Below are 18,386 nucleotides of genomic sequence, written 5' to 3'. Positions count from 1 at the left end.
TGTCAGTAGCTAAATTTTTTCGTTTAGAGCCAAAGCATTTATTTCGCTCTCTTTTAGTGCTCTAGATAATATGATTAACTCGGCCATACTTCCATTTAGGTTTCTAAGAGGTGAGCCCAAATTCATGCTATCCCAATTAGCAATAGAGGCCTTTCCTATTTTCCAGTAGTCAGATTTTTCAGTCAGCAAATTCGATCTAAAAAGCTTTCCGTTCACATAAGTATTAACATTTTCTTGATCAACCGTCACCGCAAGATGATACCAAGTACCAGATTCTGCAGGCGTGAAAAACGGAGCCGCTTGGTAGTTTCTATTTTTACTATAGGTGGTAGATAAGCCTAAAACGATAGTGCCAAATTTTTTAACAGGATTAAAATTACCTATTTGCCAATGCAGGTCTCCTGGTTTAAATCCATCTGTTAGCAAAAGTGAGTTAAAAGTTCTGTCAAGGCTATCGATTTTCACCCAAGCCGCTAAAGTAAAGTTATTTAATTTTTCATCTATTTCAATTCGAACCCTATCAGCAGCGCGTTTAAACTCTAATGCACTTTTACCTAACCATGGCCCTTTACTCCATTTGGCGCCTACAATTGCCCCGTGACTTTGATTTTTTGGCTCTTTCAAATTTTTTAACAAACGAGGTCGCCCCTTTATCGGTTCAAAATCATAATAGGCGATAAGGTGCTTATCTAGTAGCATGTGCTGCTTCATGTCTAACCACTGCTGGTATTTTTCACTAATGGCGATATGAGTTAAATCATCTATTCCAGAAAACTCGTCAAATTGATTTGACGCAGTTAAATTAGCCTTCCAATCATCTTTATTTTTAGCAGAAAAATTAACAGCATCACCGGTTGCAAACCTTTGCCTATCACCGTTTTCACTAATCACTTCGATTGAACCGTCAAATACATGTACTTGTGAGTTTCCCTGAGTATCAACTTGAATACCAATTGACCTGCCAAAGTCCTTCACCTCATGATTCGGAATTTTTGTAATAAAGCCTTTTGCCACTGTGGGCACCTGAGTCATGACTTTACCTTGTAGTAGACTTATTTGTTTGGCACTGACTAAGTCAACTTCTGCAGGCCCTGCAATTTTGAGTTGGGCGCCATGGTAAAACTCTAGTTCTAAAAACCCACTTTTAATTTCGATTTTCCCTGGCGGAACGGATTTACCTATCACAAACAGGTCAGAGTTATCTAATCCTACAGCGTTAACAACTATGGCCACCCCCTGATCTTGAATTTCTGTACTTACCAAAGTTTGATTGTTGGGTTTATTGGCAAAAATCCAAATTTGATTGAGAGCTAAGACTGACACAATAATACAGAAAGCTATACTCAAACCGGATATTATCCAAGCATATTTGTCACTACCGTTAGACTCACTCACTGAGCTAGCTTTAGGTAATGCACCTAGAACTTTTTGCTCAAAATCTTTATGCGCCTGTATATCTTTAGACTGGGTAACAATTTGCTCAATAAATTGACTGGTATTCTCTTTGGGTGATAATGCTTGCAGTAGCATGTTATCGGTTTCAAGCTGGGTGCGTAAAATATACTTTAGCTCTCTGTCTTGCTTGGCAAAGTCGATAAGTTCAGAGATTTGTTCAGGGCTTGCTGTGCCCTCAATTAACAACTCAAGGAGTGTAGAGAATCGCTTATGATTCTCAACATTACTGGTCATATTGCAGCCTATAATCCATACATGTTTTAAGCTTCCTTCGAATACGCATTAACGCTAAACGTACCGCGGTATCAGACATACTAAAATGTGCGGTTAATGAGGGGGTTTTCCATTCATCTGAATATTTTTTCTCAATCAAGTTTTTGCTTTTATCAGGAAGGGTTTTGATGCACTCTTTTAAAGCTGTTATTTCTTCTCCTTGTTGATCAGAGGGTTCATAGTCCAACTCAAACTCCTCTAACAAATAATAACTTAATTTTTCATCCATAATACGACTATGCCGAGCGTCTTTACGTAACTCATTACGCAGAATATTGCGCGCAATGCCATATAACCAATTACCAAAGTCTTTGTCTTGCTCAAACTCGTTGAGCTTTTTATACGCAGTTAAGAATGTCTCTTGGGCTATATCATCCACAGCATGGCTCGCTACGCCCATTCCTCTAATAAATGCGCGTAAACGAGCCTGGTATTGGCGAATAAAAGCCACAAACAAGGCATTTTGCTGACTCATAAATCCTTATTATCCACTAACATAGCGACTTTAGATTAGGCTGCTGAGTCTTGTTTACGCACAAAAAAGCTAAAAATAAGTACTATGCTAAAACAAACCAAAGGTAAGATGTAACTAGTGTTCACATTGCCAGTGGTATCAATAATCCAACCTTGCAGCGGTACTAAGATCGCACCACCTAATATAGCCATGATGATAAACGAACCACCTAATTTTCTATCTTCACCTACACCAGTTAATCCCAAACCGTAAATAGTTGGAAACATTAATGACATACACGAGAAGCAAGCAAGTAGTGCATAGGTACCAGTTTCGCCACCTACAAAAATGGCGACACTAATTAAAAGTATGGCTAAACTGGCCATAATCGACAAAAGTTTAGTTGGACAAATAACACTCATAAGAGCAGTACAAATAAAACGAAACGCAGTGTAAACACACAGGCCATAAAATACATACTCACCAGCTTGTGCTTCTGTGCTTACACCAGCATGGTTATCCATTATATATTTAATTGCGTATGTCCAAACACCAATTTGACAGCCCACATAGAAAAACTGGGCAACTATAGCAAATTTCCATTTAGCATTTTTCTTTAAGCGATTAAAAGACTGCTTTAATTCGCCAAACTTATCGCTAGATTTTCCAGCTGGAAAGCGGGTAATAAAAATAAAAGCAGCCAATATAAATGCAACTACTGCAACTATAATATAGGCGGTCACTACATTAGATAACTCTTGAGATTGGATCATCAATAATTGATCTGTGGTCATAGCAGCACGTTCGGTTTCAGAAGCAGTGTTCAGTCCTTTTAAAATCACCTCTTTACCCAAAAATACCCCCATCAACACACCGATAGGATTAAAAGCTTGTGCTAGGTTAATCCGTTGAGTGCCTGTTTCTTCTGGCCCCATAGACATAATGTAAGGTGCAGCAACGGTTTCTAGAATAGCGCAACCAGAAGCAAACACATAAAACGCTAATAAGAAAAACTCAAAGCTCATGGCTTGACTAGCTGGGTAACAAAGAATCGCCCCAGCTGCATATACAGTTAAGCCAATTAACACGCCATTTTTATAGCTATATTTTTGAATTAAAAATGCCGCAGGAAGAGCCATAACAAAGTAGGCACCATAAAAAGCGGATTGAATAAAAGAGGACTGCAACTGGCTCATGCTTAACACCTTTTGGAAAGCTGGCACCAACAAGTCTGTCATATTGTTCGCTGCGCCCCACAAGGCAAAACAAGCGGTAATTAAAATAAAAGGTAACAATAAACCTTTTTGAATAATGGGGGCTTTAGCAACAGGGCTATCAGTTATATTTTCAGATATAGCAGGTGATTCTGTAGACATTAAATTTCCTTAGTTATTATAATTATTAGTTGAATCTTACGCGTTAACGCCGTTAAACAATTTTTCTAATCCGGCCATGTGATCATTGCTATCTGAAAATTTATCAGTCATGACACCAGCTGACTTTAACTGATTAACAAACAGGTTGCTCATAGGTGTCTCGTTAGTAAATTTATGATAACTACCATGTTGTAATCCCATGTTTTTGCCACCCGCTAATATCAAAGGATAATTTCTTGCATTATGAGTGTTACTGCAAGCACTACCGTAGAGTATTTGAGTGTTATCCAAAAGAGAACCAAATTCATCATTAGTGTTTTTCATTCGCTCTATAAAGTAGGCGAAATGACTCACCATCCACTGATCGTATTGGCCCCATTCTTTCCAATGCCCTTCACTTTTATCATGGCTGATAGCGTGATGGCCTTTGGTCAAACCTAGACCAAGAATAGGATATGCATCGCCTAATCCCATACCATCTTCACGAGACACCATATAAGAAACCACTTCGGTTAAATCAAGTTGGAAGGCCAATACAATTAAATCATACATAGAACGAATGTAAGCTTGAGGATCAACTTTAGCATCCACTAACAAATCTAGGTGATCTGTACTGACATTTTTTAACGGCACGTCCAGCCAAGCTTCATTACGCTGAATTTGCTCTTCTAAGCTATTTAATGAAGATAAGTGCTCTTCCAATTTATGCCTGTCGTTTACGCCCAATCTCTTTTGTAGTCGTTTGGAATCTTCTAATATCAAATCCACCATTTTTTTCTGACGAACTAAGCTCCGACGCCTTTCAACACTGGCGCTTTTACCATTCAATGAAAAGTAACGCTCAAATATATTCCTGTGATTATGCTCTGAGGGAATAGCTTGTCCGCCATTGTCGAATGATAAGGTCGAGACTCTGGATTTAAAACCTATACCGCCGTCAGCAGACAAAACTAAAGACGGATATCTAGTCCCCTGTTTTTTGATTTGCGCAGCAAATTGGTCAACAGAAATATTGTTTTTATATTCGGTGCGCACATCACCGCCAGTTAAAAAAGTATCCCCGGCAATATGCCCTAACAAACTGCGAGATCTAGGATGACTTAATCCACCAATAATGGATATATCATCTCTATATGCATTTAAGGGCTCTAATACCTTAGTGGTCTTATAGTTCCTCCCTTCACCAGAAGGAAACCAATTCCATTCTTTAAAGTCAGAATCTTCCCCTGGAACAGAAACACCATTAGGAGTATACAAATAAGCAAGGCGTTTAGCTGGCGTTGAGCGCTGACCTAACTTAGGTTTATCATTAGCCATACATTCCATATAAGGTAAACAAGCAGCTACGCCTAAACCTTTTAAAAAACTGCGGCGTGGCAATCGAAATGGTCGAATAGTATTCATTACTTGCTCCTTATATTTGATTAAAAGACGGGCTATTAATAATAGCTAACAATAAACTTTGCATACGGAAATCTTCAGCTTTTACCTGCTGTAAAATTTGCTCTAACTCTTCATCATCACTAAAACCGATTTCTCGACCGAGTGCATAACCAAACAAGTGTTTAATCACTGATAACACAACCTTGTCTGACTCTTCTTTAAGTAAATATTGTTTTAAATCGCTCATCCCATTAATTTCTGTACCATTTGGAAGGATAGATTTCACGTCTATTGGCAGGCCTTTATATTCAGTTCGAGAGCGCCCAACGGCATCGAAACCTTCAAATACCACACCGTAAGGATCGATTTTAGCGTGGCAATCTCGACAAGACTCTTTGTCTCTGTGTAACTCAAGTTGCTGTTTAAGGGTTAACTTTTCAAAGCCTGGAGTTTCTGGATCAAGCTCGGGTACATTAGGCGGAGGAGGAGGGGGTTCGTCACCTAGTATTTTTGATTTAACCCAAACAGCTCTTTTCACTGGGTGACTATGAGTACCATCTGCATGCCCAGTTAAAAATGCACCTTGGGCCAACAATCCACCTCTTGCTTGATTGCCGGAGGTGTTCACAGGACGAAATTCAGGACCCACTACACCTTCAATTCCATAAAACTCAGCTAAATTTTGATTCAAGATCACAAAATCAGAATCAATGACATTAAGTACACTTCTATTTTCCTGTAATAGATGCTGGAAAAATTGAACTGTTTCTAACTGCATATCTTGTTTTACAAAACGAGTGTAATCTGGGTACTCAGATACATTAACCGTTTGTCCTTGCTGCCTATCTAAGCGCAACCACTGGCTGGTAAATACTTTAGTAAACTGTTGTAGCTTTTTATCATTTCGCAACATACGTAATACTTGATTATTAACGTTTGCTGTCAATTCACCTTTTTGTGCTAAAGCTAACAACTCCTGATCGGGTGCACTATTCCATAAAAAATATGACAATCTGTTAGCCAACGAAAACTGATCAATGGATGCTGGTGTGTTCTCACTGGCATGCGCATCCCCTATAGATAAAACATCTAACACCTTTGAATACCAAGCTTCACTCTGTGTTTTTGCAAGTTTTTCAGCCTGCGCAAGTTGCTCAGCTTGGGGCTCTACCAAATATAAAAACCTTGGGGAGCATAAAATAGCCACTAAAGTTTCTTTAATGCCATCTTCAAATCTAGGAAACTCAGCTTTTAAGTTTTGCCACAATTCAAAATAAGGCGCAATGTCATCATCAGACACAGGCCTTCTAAATGCTTTAGTAGCAAATTTTGTAATTACATTTTTTGCATACTCTTCATCTTGGTTGTCGGTAGGGAAGAATATGTTTTGATGTTCAAGGGTAGGCCACTGAGCAAAATAAGGAGCTTCAAATTCAATATACTCAACATTAATACTTGAGCCTTTTTGTGCACTATGCTTGATTTTATCGTCATTCCATACGCCTACTTTCAAGCTACTGCTAGTAATATGATCGCCTTGAGTACCATGGTTAGGAATAGGCAGGTTTTCTAATCTTCCTTTAAAGGTATATAGTTTATCTTCACCACTTACTATGGCGCCTTTTGCAAAATTTTTGTAGTCCATACCATCGTCAGTTCTGGTACCTAAATAAGGTAACAAAACCGGAAGGTTTGTTTGGCCCACCTGATTAAAAAAAGTGCTTTCTGGATGATTTTTCGCAACTAGATGATCCTCTGGTAATAGAGTCACCACTATATCGCTATACCCTGGAAAATCACTTTTAGCTTTGATTTCTATTTGATGCCACACCTCAGATAAATGAGCAGAAGCAAGACTTGAAATAACAGGCTCACCCGGTTTGGCTTGACCTGTTGGCTGTAAAGTTGTTTTAAAGGCAGGTAACTTATCAATTTTAATCTCTAGTTCGACTTGTTTACCAAAAGCTATTTCTGGGTGCACGAGATCAATTTGATAAAATTGCTGAGATTCATCTTTAGTTAATAATGTGGATTGTAAGTGTATTTTTTTAGTCAAGTTTTCACTTACCAATAACCTTGGATTTTGGTCACTGAAAACTAATCCAGTTTTTTTGGAGATACGCGCCGTATCTAGTTGCACTTGACTATCTTTATTAATGTTTGGCGAACCATCTGGGTTCAAAGAAAATTGTAGCTCACTATTTTTTAGTGGCGCCACTGAATTAACTGATTTAACAAAGTCTTGTTTTTGCGAGGCTTTTACTCGAACAACAAAATCACCTGAAGTAGGAAATTGATCTTTTATCTGCATAGATAGATTTGGTGAAGGACCATTCCAAGTACCATATTTCCCAGCTTCTGTGACTTCTTGATGAGGCATAGCCGAATATAAATCGATACCTTTTTGTTGAACTTTAAAGCGTTTTATTTCCGAGCCGCGCAGACTGGCACTAAAATATTTTTTTATTGCTTGTTCTGGCGATTCAGTTAGCCCATCTACATTTAATAGCTCTACATAAAAATCTTCTTTTTCCAGAGGCACATCCATGTATCCAGCTGATTTGGAGTGAGGCTCATTGACTCCTAGGTTTTCGCCAAAATGCATACGGTAATGATGTATTTTAGGTTTTTCCTCACCTACTATGACTTTATCCAAAGCACTGCGAGCGACTTTTTCAAAGGTTTCTAAATGTAATGTAGAGCTTTGTAATAATTCACCATTATTGCTAAACCCAAGTTCAGACAATGGGTCGTCGGGCAATTCACGACCAAAATCTACTTCGATACCAAGTAAATCCTGCAAGGTATTGGTGTATTGTTCTTTCGTTAAACGACGTAATACTTGCTTACTTTCGTTTCTTTTAGCCGCTTTAGCTAATTGGATACCTTGAGTCATCCAATCAACTAAAATGCGCCTTTCTTGATCACTTGGTTGCTTTTTCTTTTTAGGTGGCATTTCTGCCGAATTGATCATATCCAAAGCCGCATGCCAGTGCTCGGCATCCGCACCGTTTATATAATCGGGATTAAGAATATCTAATCTAACATTAGCTTTTTGCGTATCAGGCCCATGACAACCAAAACAATATTCGGTCAATAATGGACGAACAGTTTCTAGATAATGAGTATCATCTATTTGAGCTATATCTAAGTCTTTTTCTTCTGGACTTAGCCAAGTACGAAAAGGTTCAGGGGAATAACGCGTGAGGTAAGTATCTCCATGCACAAGGTTCCCACCTTCATGAGCGGCAATAAATAAAGTGGCGGTCAGTAATGCACTGGCAGAAGCGTAGTGCACTTTACTTAAAAGTGAAGTTGAACCGAAAGTAACCAAGCCAGTGCAATACAGTGCCAATAATGCCACGCTGACTCCTGCCACCATATGCTGTTGCACTTCTGTATAAGCGTAACCTTCATTTGAGGCCAGTAATAATCCCATAGTGACAGTGACTACTGCACTTAGAGCACCTAACCACCATATAGGTTTAACTGCAGCACTTAGCTGTTTAAATTGGGAGAATTTACTAGCCAAGGATAAAATTGGTGCGAGTAATAAAAGAGTGACAGGAAAATGTAACACCAACACATGAAATCGCCCAAAAAAGCGTAAAATTCCGTCCCCAGCAATTTCATCTATGGGGGCGAAGTACGCTCCGCATATCAAGCAAAGCGCTAAAATCAATAACAGCATAAATGGTTTAAAGAAATTATTGTTAAACACACAAACCCCACAACTAAAAAAGCAAACATATTCACCTGCTGTTATTTCTTACAAAAATAGCAACATCTACTTAATAAATTGTCTCTTGTTAAATTATTGTTTCATAAAATGTGAAATGAATTCATAAAATGTGAAATGAATTCATAAAATGTGAAATAAATTCATAAAATGTAAAATAATCTAGTGGGTTTAGAAGATGACACTAATTAAGTATTATTAATACTCAAAAAGTGCGTTTTACCCTGTAAACATTTATTTACTAACCACTGACTTACTCTGTGATTTTAAATCCTAGTCTTACTAACAAATTTCAAACGCTTGTGTAAAATTCGCGCCGAACAGGTTCCACCTTAAACTATGAATTGGCTATTTGCCGATCGAGTCATCCCTATTGGCGAGCATTTCTATGAATTTTCCATCTCACAAGTTTTACGAAGACATTTTGGCGCTGTTTTGTGCCGGCGTGCTGACTTCCCTTGGCATAGTAATATTTGAATCTCATCAACTATTAACTGGGGGCACGGCAGGCATTGCTCTGATAGGTGATTACATTACTGATTTAGGCTTCGGTGTATGTTTCTTTATCGTTAACTTACCTTTTTATTACATAGCTTGGACTCGACTTAGTAAACGTTTCACCATCAACACTTTCATTACCGTCGCCTTGGTATCAGTTATGACTGAAAATATACATAAGGTCATCACAATCAGTGAGATTCACCCGTTTTTTTCAGCCTTGGCTGGCGGTATGTTAATTAGTGTAGGCATGCTAATCATGTTCAGACATAAATCGAGCATGGGAGGATTAGGCATACTGGCCCTGTACCTACAAAATCGATTTGAGATTCGAGCAGGAAATTTTGGTTTGTTAATTGATTGTATTATTTTAAGTTGTTCGTTATTTATGTTTGACTGGCCCTTAGTGCTGCTATCCGTGGCTGGTGCTATCACCTTAAATTTACTAATTGCGGTTAATCACAAACCGGGACGTTATCAAGCTTACCTAACCAACACAGACAGAAATGAAAAGCTTAAAGTTAAACAGCCTCAGATCAATTAAGTTTTTATCAAAAAGTAACTTTATTCTAGATACCGTCATCTTACCGTAACAAAAATGTCATCTACTATTACGCGGTTTTTCTTCTTCGCGTGAATGACAATTAGGGGTCCACTATGCAAGTAATTCGAGCACACATCAGAACCAAACTTTTATTACTCTTAATCTGTGCCCTTTCTATCATTTTAATAACTGTATTTATGGGTTTTGCATCTATGAATACAGTAATGAAAGAATACGCTGCAACCGTCAATAAAGAAGCGATTACTATGTCAGAAGTATCTGATTTAAATGTCACCTTTAAGACTCAAGTGCAGGAATGGAAAAACACCTTGATCCGTGGACACGATCCCAAACAACTTGAAAAATACTGGGGACGATTCAATAAAACGGCAGAGTTAATACCTCAAAAATACCATCACACATTGCAGACCATCGATAAAAACCACCCTGCTAGAACGCATTTAGAATTGTTCGCTAAAGAATATTTACCTATGATTAAGGCATATCGAGCGGGGTACGATGCATTTATTGCTGCTGATAAAGACATAAAAGTAGCAGATAAAAGTGTAAAGGGGATAGACAGAGCGCCAACAGAAAGTTTAACGTTAGCTGTCGAAGCCGTAAATAAACATATCTTAGGCCTCAAGGTTGAAACCGAAAAACAAGCAAATACCGCTTTTTTCTACACACAAATCATAACCCTTTTAGTCATCATATTGATACTTATAGGTATTAGTTGGTTTATAAACAAAAAAGTAATCTCGCCTTTAAAGAAAGTCACCAAAGCTTCACATCAGATAGCTTCAGGTGATCTAACTGGCCAGATTAAAATTCGTAGTCAAGATGAAATTGGCCAAGTAGCTGAAAATTTCATCCGCATACAAACCGGACTCAGCCGAGTACTACGGGAAATCATTACCGATGTGAAACGCCTAGGAAACATAATCGAAAGTTTGTTTGGTGCTTTTGAAAAAGTGAAAATAGGCCTAATAAATCAAGTTAACGAAACCACTAAACTTGCGGTGAACATGCAAAAGTTATCTGACTCTAACGACTCGGTAAATCTAGCTATCTCTGAAGCTAACGTATTAGCTGGGGATTGCACTTCATTGGCAAATGAAGGGCAGACTATGTTTAAAAATAATTTAGCCACTAGCCATAACATGCTTAATGCCACCAACCACGCCTCAAATATTATTACCACCTTAAAAGCAGATACAGACAATATAGGTAATGTTGTAAACGTAATTAACGGTATAGCCGAACAAACAAATTTATTGGCGCTTAACGCAGCAATAGAAGCAGCAAGAGCAGGAGAATCTGGTCGAGGGTTTGCTGTGGTTGCGGATGAAGTACGCAGTTTAGCCACTAAAACTCAGCAATCTACCCAACAAATTTCAGAGAATATCGCTAAGCTACAAAAAGAAGCAGACAAAGCTGTATTAGCTATGACAGGTGGTAAAGAGCAGGCCGAAGTCAGCTTAGCAGCTACTAAACAATCACAAGAATTTATCAATTCTTTGCATCAAGCCATTAGTCAAATTAGTGATTTACATAATGTAATTGAGAAGGAAATGAGTGAACAACTATTACAAACTGACGCAATTAATCAGTCCTTAGCTAGTATTGACCAACAAAGTGAGCAGTCACAGTTAGAAGCTAAGGTAATGGAAGCAGCCTCCAAGGAGCTAGCCAACATATACAAACACGTGGACTCTTCAACCAATGAATTGAAGATTAGATAAGTATAACTCAAGTGGTTAACCTATTAAGCTTTACCACTTGAGTGAGTTTACCAACAAGTTAATTAGTTTGTTCGCTTAAAAACTCTAATAATTGCTCGAACGGCATGGGCTTAGCAAATAGGTAACCTTGAGCTTCATCACAACCAAGCTTGAGCATATAACTAGCTTGCTCGCGCTTTTCAACACCTTCTGCGATAGTAGAAAGACCTAGTTTATTGCCCAAAGTCACTATCGTTTCCACTATAAAAGCTGATTTTCCTGGGGTAATTTCATTCACAAAACTACGATCTACTTTGAGTCTATCTAATGGTAATTTTTGTAAATAGCTCATTGACGAAAATCCAGTTCCAAAATCATCTATAGCCACTTTAACACCAAATGATTTTAATTCTTGTAGAGCTTCTACTACTATTTGTGGTTCGTCCATCACTACACTTTCGGTTATTTCTAACTCAATACGATCCGGTTCAATCCCATTGTCAGTAATAATATTTTTTACCGACTCGATAAAATTAGGATCCCTAAATTGCGGCATAGAAATGTTAATTGCCATCCGTAGGCCTGAAAAACCTTGCTGATTAAGCTCTGCGAGCTTTTTACAAGATTCTTCGATAACCCAAGCGCCAATATCAATAATTAGACCTGAATACTCAGCTAATGGCACAAATACAGCTGGGGATACGAATCCACCATCTTCAGTGGGCCAGCGTAATAAAGCCTCCATGCCCACAATTTGCTCAGTGACTAAATCAACTTGAGGCTGATACCATAACTGAAGTTTTCTGCTCTCAAAATCAATCGCTAACTTTCGAATCATCTCAAGACGCCAAGTGGTTTCTTGCTCCATCTCGGGTTCATAGTATTCGAAGTTAGTTTTAAGATTCTTTTTAGCTCGATTTAAAGCAATATTACTCTGCTTTAAGATTTCAATTCCAGATTGGTTTTTGCTGTTCAATCGAGAGAAACCAAATGAAGCAGTTAAAGGCAAGGTATGTTCACCAGCCTTGAATGGCATGACAAATAACTGATTAATAGTTTCAGGGTTAATATAGGTTTCAGAGCCAATTAAACCGAAGATGTCTGCGCCGATCCTAGCCATGCTGATCTTATCTTCGAAGGTATTTTCTAAACGTTTAGTTACCGCTAATAAGGTACTATTACCCGCATCTTGTCCTAAGCCATCATTGATATCAGCGAAATGATTAATATCAACCAGCGCCACAACTAGATCTTTGTTTTGTAAATTGACCTTACTAGTTTCATCTAGCATATTGATGAATTCACTACGGTTTGGCAGTTTAGTTAACCAATCTCTAAAGGCTGCAGTACGTAATTGATGGAACAAATTAACGTTTTCATATCCCACAGATACACTTGATAAAAACACTTCTAATAGTTGCTTATCAATTTCACTAATCTTATTGCCAATTTGCAAATATACAGCAGCTTCATAATCTGAACTTTTTAAATAAAGTACGGTAAATTCACTTTCAAAAATGTGCTGTTTAAGTTTAAGACAACTATTTACAAACTTAACGATCTTCACGTTGTGTAAATTTTCTAGCTTCTTATTGATATAAACTGCAAACTCACCAGCCGCCCCTAAAACGTAAACTTCATCATCATCAATATCCAATACTGAACCCGCTTTGGCGCATACCACACCACCGGCCTCTAAACCGATTAGCGAGCTTATTTGGGTGACGACGCCTTCACAAAAGTTTTTAACTGAATGTTCTTCCATCAAATTAGCCGCCGAAGCAATAATTTTTTGTAAACCTATACGGCTTTGATTGATAGACAATATTTGTTGGTATGAACGAATGGAAGCGATGATTGTAGTAACCAGTTTACCTCTGGTAAGTTCGGTTTTAGTTTTGTAGTCATTGATGTCGTAATCTTTAATGACTTGCTCTTCTGGAGCATAACCTGGTTGGCCAGTACGTAATATTATTCTAGGCTCAAGAATGTTTAACTCTTCGCGCATGGTGCGAGCAACCATTAAACCTGCATCATCAGTTTCCATCACCACATCGAGTAAGATAATGGCAATAGATGAGTTCATTTTTTCAATAACGTTTAATGCTTCCGCGCCAGAATGCACATGGATAAAGTGCAATCTTTTGTCTGCAACAATTAAGTCAGAAAGAGCGAGCCTTGTTACAGAATGGATTTCTTCATCATCATCAACAACCAAGACATTCCACACTCCTTGCGAGCAGGCAGTCTCGGTTTCCGATTGACTTTCCTCGGGTAGGAAAATTAGCTCATCGTTGTCGTAATTATTTGAACTCATTTAGCTTCCATGAACATCAGTAACAAGTTTACTTTAACCTAATATTAGCAATTTAAAAAGGTGACTTTAAATAACAGTAAAGTCAATTAAAATTACCATGTTTAATTACCTGCGTCACACCTAATAATGAGCTTAACACACGATTATTTAACTAAAGGTATTTAGAGTAAATGATAGCTCACAAAACTTAATAACATTTGTAATAAAAACCGGAGAATTGGGGAGTGAATTCAAAAGGTAGCTTGCCACAACAACACGTAAACTGAGCGTATACTGGATATACGCTCAGAATAAGAAGTTAAATTCCGTCTCCAAATTCGTGTAAGCCACACTCTCTTTTTAAGCCAGAAAAGCGCGTGTCTTGTTCATTCATACCTTCTTCTAATGATCGGGTACTATGCCAATCACCAATAGACACATAACCTTTCTCCCATAAAGGATGATAAGGTAAATTGTGTTTTTTGAGATACATATGCACATCTCTATTGGACCAATTAATGATTGGATAAACCTTAATTTGATTTTTAAGCTGCTGCACTACAGGCAAATTTTCACGCATATCTGATTGACTGCGGCGTAAACCAGCAAACCAAGTTTTGACGTCTAAATCTTTAAGCGCAGCTTGCATTGGTTCAACTTTGTTTAAAGTATTATATTTTTCAATGCCTTCAAGTCCTTGTTCCCACATTTTACCCATTTTGGCTTCTTGCCAAGCAGGAGAAATGGTAGAACGATAAACCTGTAAATTAAGCTTTAGGCGATCAGTTAATTCATCAATAAATTGATAAGTTTCATCAAACAAATAGCCTGTATCAGTCAATACCACTGGAATATCAGGATATTGTTGAGTCACTAGATGCAGCATAACCGCAGCTTGAGCGCCAAAACTCGACGACAACATAAAGTTAGCTGGCAAGTTTTGTAATGCCCACTCAACTCTTTGCTCAGGAGTTTGAGACTCTAAATTTTGATTCAGCTCATTTAACGCTGCGGTCGAGGGAAACTCTCGACCTAGCGCTTGATTAAGCTGGAACTTGTGATTCATCGTGAAAATCCTTGGCTGAATCAACAACCGGTTTTACCACTTCAGCTCTGATCAAGAAGTCGCCAAATGCTTCATCTGTATTGCGCTCTTTAGCCCAACGCCCAATTAACACATCTAACTCTTGCATGATCTGCTGCTCACTGATGTTTTCTTTGTACATCCGAGGAATTCGCAGACCTTGACGATCACCACCTAAGTGGAAATTGTACTTTCCAGGTCCTTTACCAACCAATCCAACTTCAGCCAACATTGCACGGCCACAACCATTTGGACAACCAGTAACACGGTAGATAATACTTTCATTCGCCAAGTTATGTTTAGCCAACAAACCTTCTATCTCAGTTACTGCGTTTGGCAAATAACGTTCTGCTTCAGCCATAGCTAATGGGCAAGTAGGCAAGGCTACACAAGCCATAGAGTCCATGCGTTGTGGGCTCACGTCATCGGCAATCAAACCATGTTCACGAGCAATTGATTCAATTTTATCTTTAAGCTCTGTAGGTACACCAGCAATGATCAAATTCTGATTAGCCGTCATACGCATATCACCGGGGTGAATTCTTGCAATTTCAGCACAACCTGTTTTAAGCGTTTTACCTGGAAAATCTAAAATTCGGCCGTTTTCGATGAACAAAGTAAGGTGATGTTTACCATCGATCCCTTCAACCCATCCAATTCGGTCACCACGGCTAGTAAATTCATAAGGTTTACTGTCAGCAAATACAGCGCCAGAACGTTTTTCTACTTCAGCTTTAAAGTTTTCAACACCAACTCGTTCAAGGGTATATTTAGTTTTAGCATTCTTACGGTTAACTCGATTACCCCAGTCACGTTGAGTGCTCACAACCGCAGCTGCCACAGCTAGGGTATGTTCTAAACTAATAAAACCAAAGTCATCGGCTTTACGTGGGAAAGTAGCTGTATCACCATGAGTCATGGCCAAGCCACCACCCACTAGAACATTAAATCCAATTAACTTGCCATTTTCCGCAATAGCCACAAAGTTTAAGTCGTTAGCATGCACGTCAATGTCGTTATGTGGAGGAATAACCACGGTAGTTTTGAACTTACGGGGTAAGTAAGTACTACCTAATATTGGCTCTTCAGTACTTTCTGCTTTCTTTTCATCTAACCAGATTTCGGCATAGGCACGAGTTTTAGGCAGTAAATGTTCACTGATCTTTTTCGCCCACTCATAAGCTTCTTGATGCACTTCTGACTCAACTGGGTTCGAAGTACACAAAACGTTTCTATTTACGTCACCAGCTGTGGCAATTGAGTCCATGCCTACCGAATTCAGCATTTGGTGCATAGGCTTAACGTTAGGTTTTAATACACCATGAAACTGAAAAGTTTGACGGGTAGTTAAACGAATACTGCCATAAATAGACTTTTCTTCAGCAAACTTATCAATCGCTAACCATTGGTCGGTAGTAATAATTCCGCCTGGTAAACGAGCTCGTAACATTACATTTTGTAATGGCTCAAGCTTTTGTTTAGCTCGCTCAGCACGAATATCACGATCATCTTGTTGATACATACCGTGAAAGCGGATTAGTTGGAAATTATCACCAACAAATGCACCGGTTAAATCATCTTTTAAATCTTCAGCTATGGTGCCACGTAAAAAATTACTTTCGGTTTTTAAACGTTCGTTGTCAGCTAATTTGCCTTCTACGATAAAATTTTTGTTGTCAGTGCTCATTAGTACACATCCTTCTGATAACGTTTTGCCCGGCGCAAGTCATTAATATATTGCTCGGCTTGTTCTGCAGTTTTGCCACCATGTTCAATAGCAATTTGAACTAATGCATCTTGTACGTCTTTTGCCATATGATTTGCATCGCCACATACATAAAGGTGAGCACCGTCTTCTAGCCATTTATATAATTCAGCACCTTGTTCAAGCATACGATGTTGAACATAGATTTTTTGCTCTTGGTCACGAGAGAAAGCTAAGGTAACTTTATCAACGACACCTTCTTTAACAAAACGTTGCCATTCTGTTTGATATAAGAAATCTTGAGTGTAATTAGGATTACCAAAAAACAGCCAGTTTTTACCTTCTGACTCGTCAGCTTCTCTTTGTTGCATAAAAGCACGGAAAGGGGCAATACCTGTGCCCGGACCAATCATAATTACTGGAGTGTTACCATCTTCCGGTAAACGGAAGTTATCATTATGTTCGACGAACACTTTGACTTCACCGCCTTCATTCAAACGAGTGGATAAGAAGCTTGACGCACCACCTTGGTGAGATTCACCATGGGCCTCAAATTCAACCAAAGCAACAGTAAGGTGCACTTCGTCTTCCACTTCATCTTGACTCGAAGCGATAGAATATAATCTAGGTGTTAAACCTCTTAGAGCATCAACAAATTGCTGAGCAGTTATTTCGGCTGGATATTGGCGCACAATATCAATAATTTGACGTACCGCTAAAAACTCTCTTAATGCTGCTTTATCTTCTAATAAAGCCGTTAATTCAGCGTTTTTGGCAAATTCAGCATAGGCTTTGGCAAAAGTAGGGTAACTTTGGGTTAATTCTAACTTTTCAATTAGTGCATCTTTAATAGTGTAACTTTTGCCAGATAGTTCAACAGTTGTATCTGCGGAAATTTTCAAAGAAGCCAATAATTCATCAACTAATTGCACATCATTTTTAAACCACACACCTAATGCATCACCAGGGCGATATTGGATACCAGAATCTTCCAGCGAGATTTCAATATGGCGAATATCTTTAACTGAATCACGACCAGTAATTTTTTGGCTTTCAATTAATGATGCCGTAAAAGGCGCTTTTTTAGTATAGTGAGTGCTACCTGTAGTAGTACCCGCCGCAGCAACAGGAGTAGCTTGACCAACACCTGTACTCAAGGTTTCTACTACTTTTGCGGTAACATTATCGGCCCAGGCAGAGGCATCAGAGTCATAATCCACATCGCAATCAACACGATCTAAAATTCGAGTAGCACCTAACTTTTCTAAACGCTCGTCAAAATCTTTAGCTGTTTGACAGAAAAATTCATAACTACTGTCACCTAAACCTAATACTGAAAACTTTAAGTCAGCTAGTTTAGGCGCTTTTTTACCACCTAAGAAACTATGGAATTCAGCCGCATCGTCTGGCGCTTCGCCTTCACCATGAGTACTGACCACTATTACCACGTGACTTTCAGCTTTAATCTGCTTAGCTTTATAATCAGCCATATTGACTAACTTGGCTGGAATATTTAAGCCGTCTAACTTGGCTTTATATTCTTCAGCTACTGATTTTGCATTACCGGTTTGTGAGCCGTACAAAATAGTTAATGACTGACTTGCCGAAGCAGTGGCTTGAGGTGTAGCTGTAATTTGACCAGCTTGACTGCCTTGTGCAGACTGCGCCAATCCAGCTAAGTAACCACTTAACCAAGTAAGTTGTTGTGAATTTAAGGCACTAGTAGCCTGATTTATTTGAGCCCACTGAGATTCATTTAATCCAGCGGTAAGCCCTAAGTTTTGGTTTGTAGATGAAGACATAGAATTGCTAACCGTTATTAATACCACTATAGATTAACGTTCTATGTCCATAA

The 18,386-nt window shown here is 38.6% G+C and carries 11 protein-coding genes; 2 read left to right on the top strand and 9 right to left on the bottom strand.

Going from position 1 to position 18,386, the window contains the following annotated elements; translation table 11 throughout:
* Positions 1–9 precede the first annotated feature (9 nt).
* From L0668_RS04400 to L0668_RS04380, 5 genes are read right to left on the bottom strand one after another with little or no spacing between them, the layout of a single operon-like run.
* Positions 10–1,689 carry a LamG domain-containing protein gene (locus L0668_RS04400; protein ID WP_235310867.1) on the bottom strand — a complete coding sequence of 560 codons (1,680 nt, stop codon included), beginning with the start codon at positions 1,687–1,689 and terminating at the stop codon, positions 10–12.
* Positions 1,679–2,203: a sigma-70 family RNA polymerase sigma factor gene (locus L0668_RS04395; RefSeq protein ID WP_235310866.1), complete on the bottom strand. Its 525-nt coding sequence runs from the start codon at positions 2,201–2,203 to the stop codon at positions 1,679–1,681. Before L0668_RS04395 ends, L0668_RS04400 begins: the two co-directional genes overlap by 11 nt.
* A gap of 35 nt (positions 2,204–2,238) precedes the next feature.
* Entirely contained in the window at positions 2,239–3,558 is a 1,320-nt protein-coding gene (gene fucP, locus L0668_RS04390; protein ID WP_235310865.1) for an L-fucose:H+ symporter permease, read from the bottom strand.
* 36 nt (positions 3,559–3,594) lie between these two features.
* Positions 3,595–4,962: a DUF1552 domain-containing protein gene (locus L0668_RS04385; protein ID WP_235310864.1), complete on the bottom strand. Its 1,368-nt coding sequence runs from the start codon at positions 4,960–4,962 to the stop codon at positions 3,595–3,597.
* Between the two features lie 10 nt (positions 4,963–4,972).
* On the bottom strand, positions 4,973–8,662 hold the full coding sequence (locus L0668_RS04380) for a DUF1592 domain-containing protein (RefSeq protein ID WP_235310863.1): 3,690 nt from the start codon (positions 8,660–8,662) through the stop codon (positions 4,973–4,975).
* 406 nt (positions 8,663–9,068) lie between these two features.
* Here L0668_RS04380 and L0668_RS04375 point away from each other — a divergent pair, with 406 nt between their 5' ends.
* Positions 9,069–9,722, top strand: a complete 654-nt coding sequence (locus tag L0668_RS04375) for a YitT family protein (protein WP_235310862.1) — start codon at positions 9,069–9,071, stop codon at positions 9,720–9,722.
* Positions 9,723–9,934: 212 nt separating this feature from the next.
* Positions 9,935–11,467: a methyl-accepting chemotaxis protein gene (locus tag L0668_RS04370; protein ID WP_235310861.1), complete on the top strand. Its 1,533-nt coding sequence runs from the start codon at positions 9,935–9,937 to the stop codon at positions 11,465–11,467.
* A 58-nt stretch (positions 11,468–11,525) separates the two neighbouring features.
* On the opposite strand, the gene L0668_RS04365 is transcribed toward L0668_RS04370, so the two are convergent.
* The 4 genes from L0668_RS04365 to L0668_RS04350 all read right to left on the bottom strand — a co-directional run bounded on the left by L0668_RS04365 (position 11,526) and on the right by L0668_RS04350 (position 18,333).
* Positions 11,526–13,763, bottom strand: coding sequence for a bifunctional diguanylate cyclase/phosphodiesterase (locus tag L0668_RS04365; protein ID WP_235310860.1), 2,238 nt, complete (start codon positions 13,761–13,763; stop codon positions 11,526–11,528).
* A gap of 298 nt (positions 13,764–14,061) precedes the next feature.
* On the bottom strand, positions 14,062–14,808 hold the full coding sequence (locus tag L0668_RS04360) for a phosphoadenylyl-sulfate reductase (RefSeq protein ID WP_235310859.1): 747 nt from the start codon (positions 14,806–14,808) through the stop codon (positions 14,062–14,064).
* Complete coding sequence (gene cysI / locus L0668_RS04355) at positions 14,786–16,513, bottom strand: assimilatory sulfite reductase (NADPH) hemoprotein subunit (RefSeq protein ID WP_235310858.1); 1,728 nt, start codon at positions 16,511–16,513, stop codon at positions 14,786–14,788. The genes L0668_RS04360 and cysI overlap by 23 nt, the downstream gene beginning before the upstream one ends.
* Entirely contained in the window at positions 16,513–18,333 is a 1,821-nt protein-coding gene (locus tag L0668_RS04350) for an assimilatory sulfite reductase (NADPH) flavoprotein subunit (RefSeq protein ID WP_235310857.1), read from the bottom strand. Before L0668_RS04350 ends, cysI begins: the two co-directional genes overlap by 1 nt.
* Positions 18,334–18,386: the final 53 nt, after the last annotated feature.

Origin of the sequence: Paraglaciecola algarum, assembly GCF_021532655.1 — a bacterium.
GTDB classification, from domain to species: domain Bacteria; phylum Pseudomonadota; class Gammaproteobacteria; order Enterobacterales; family Alteromonadaceae; genus Paraglaciecola; species Paraglaciecola algarum.
Note: the sequence above shows the minus strand (reverse complement) of the source record. Positions and strands in the feature narration are given on the sequence as shown.

Bases quoted from the DNA above. Each gene is read 5' to 3' on its own strand.
- L0668_RS04400 (WP_235310867.1), bottom strand. From the start codon at position 1,689: ATGACCAGTAATGTTGAGAATCATAAGCGATTCTCTACACTCCTTGAG.
- L0668_RS04395 (WP_235310866.1), bottom strand. From the start codon at position 2,203: ATGAGTCAGCAAAATGCCTTGTTTGTGGCTTTTATTCGCCAATACCAG.
- fucP (WP_235310865.1), bottom strand. From the start codon at position 3,558: ATGTCTACAGAATCACCTGCTATATCTGAAAATATAACTGATAGCCCT.
- L0668_RS04385 (WP_235310864.1), bottom strand. From the start codon at position 4,962: ATGAATACTATTCGACCATTTCGATTGCCACGCCGCAGTTTTTTAAAA.
- L0668_RS04375 (WP_235310862.1), top strand. From the start codon at position 9,069: ATGAATTTTCCATCTCACAAGTTTTACGAAGACATTTTGGCGCTGTTT.
- L0668_RS04370 (WP_235310861.1), top strand. From the start codon at position 9,935: ATGAATACAGTAATGAAAGAATACGCTGCAACCGTCAATAAAGAAGCG.
- L0668_RS04365 (WP_235310860.1), bottom strand. From the start codon at position 13,763: ATGAGTTCAAATAATTACGACAACGATGAGCTAATTTTCCTACCCGAG.
- L0668_RS04360 (WP_235310859.1), bottom strand. From the start codon at position 14,808: ATGAATCACAAGTTCCAGCTTAATCAAGCGCTAGGTCGAGAGTTTCCC.
- cysI (WP_235310858.1), bottom strand. From the start codon at position 16,513: ATGAGCACTGACAACAAAAATTTTATCGTAGAAGGCAAATTAGCTGAC.
- L0668_RS04350 (WP_235310857.1), bottom strand. From the start codon at position 18,333: ATGTCTTCATCTACAAACCAAAACTTAGGGCTTACCGCTGGATTAAAT.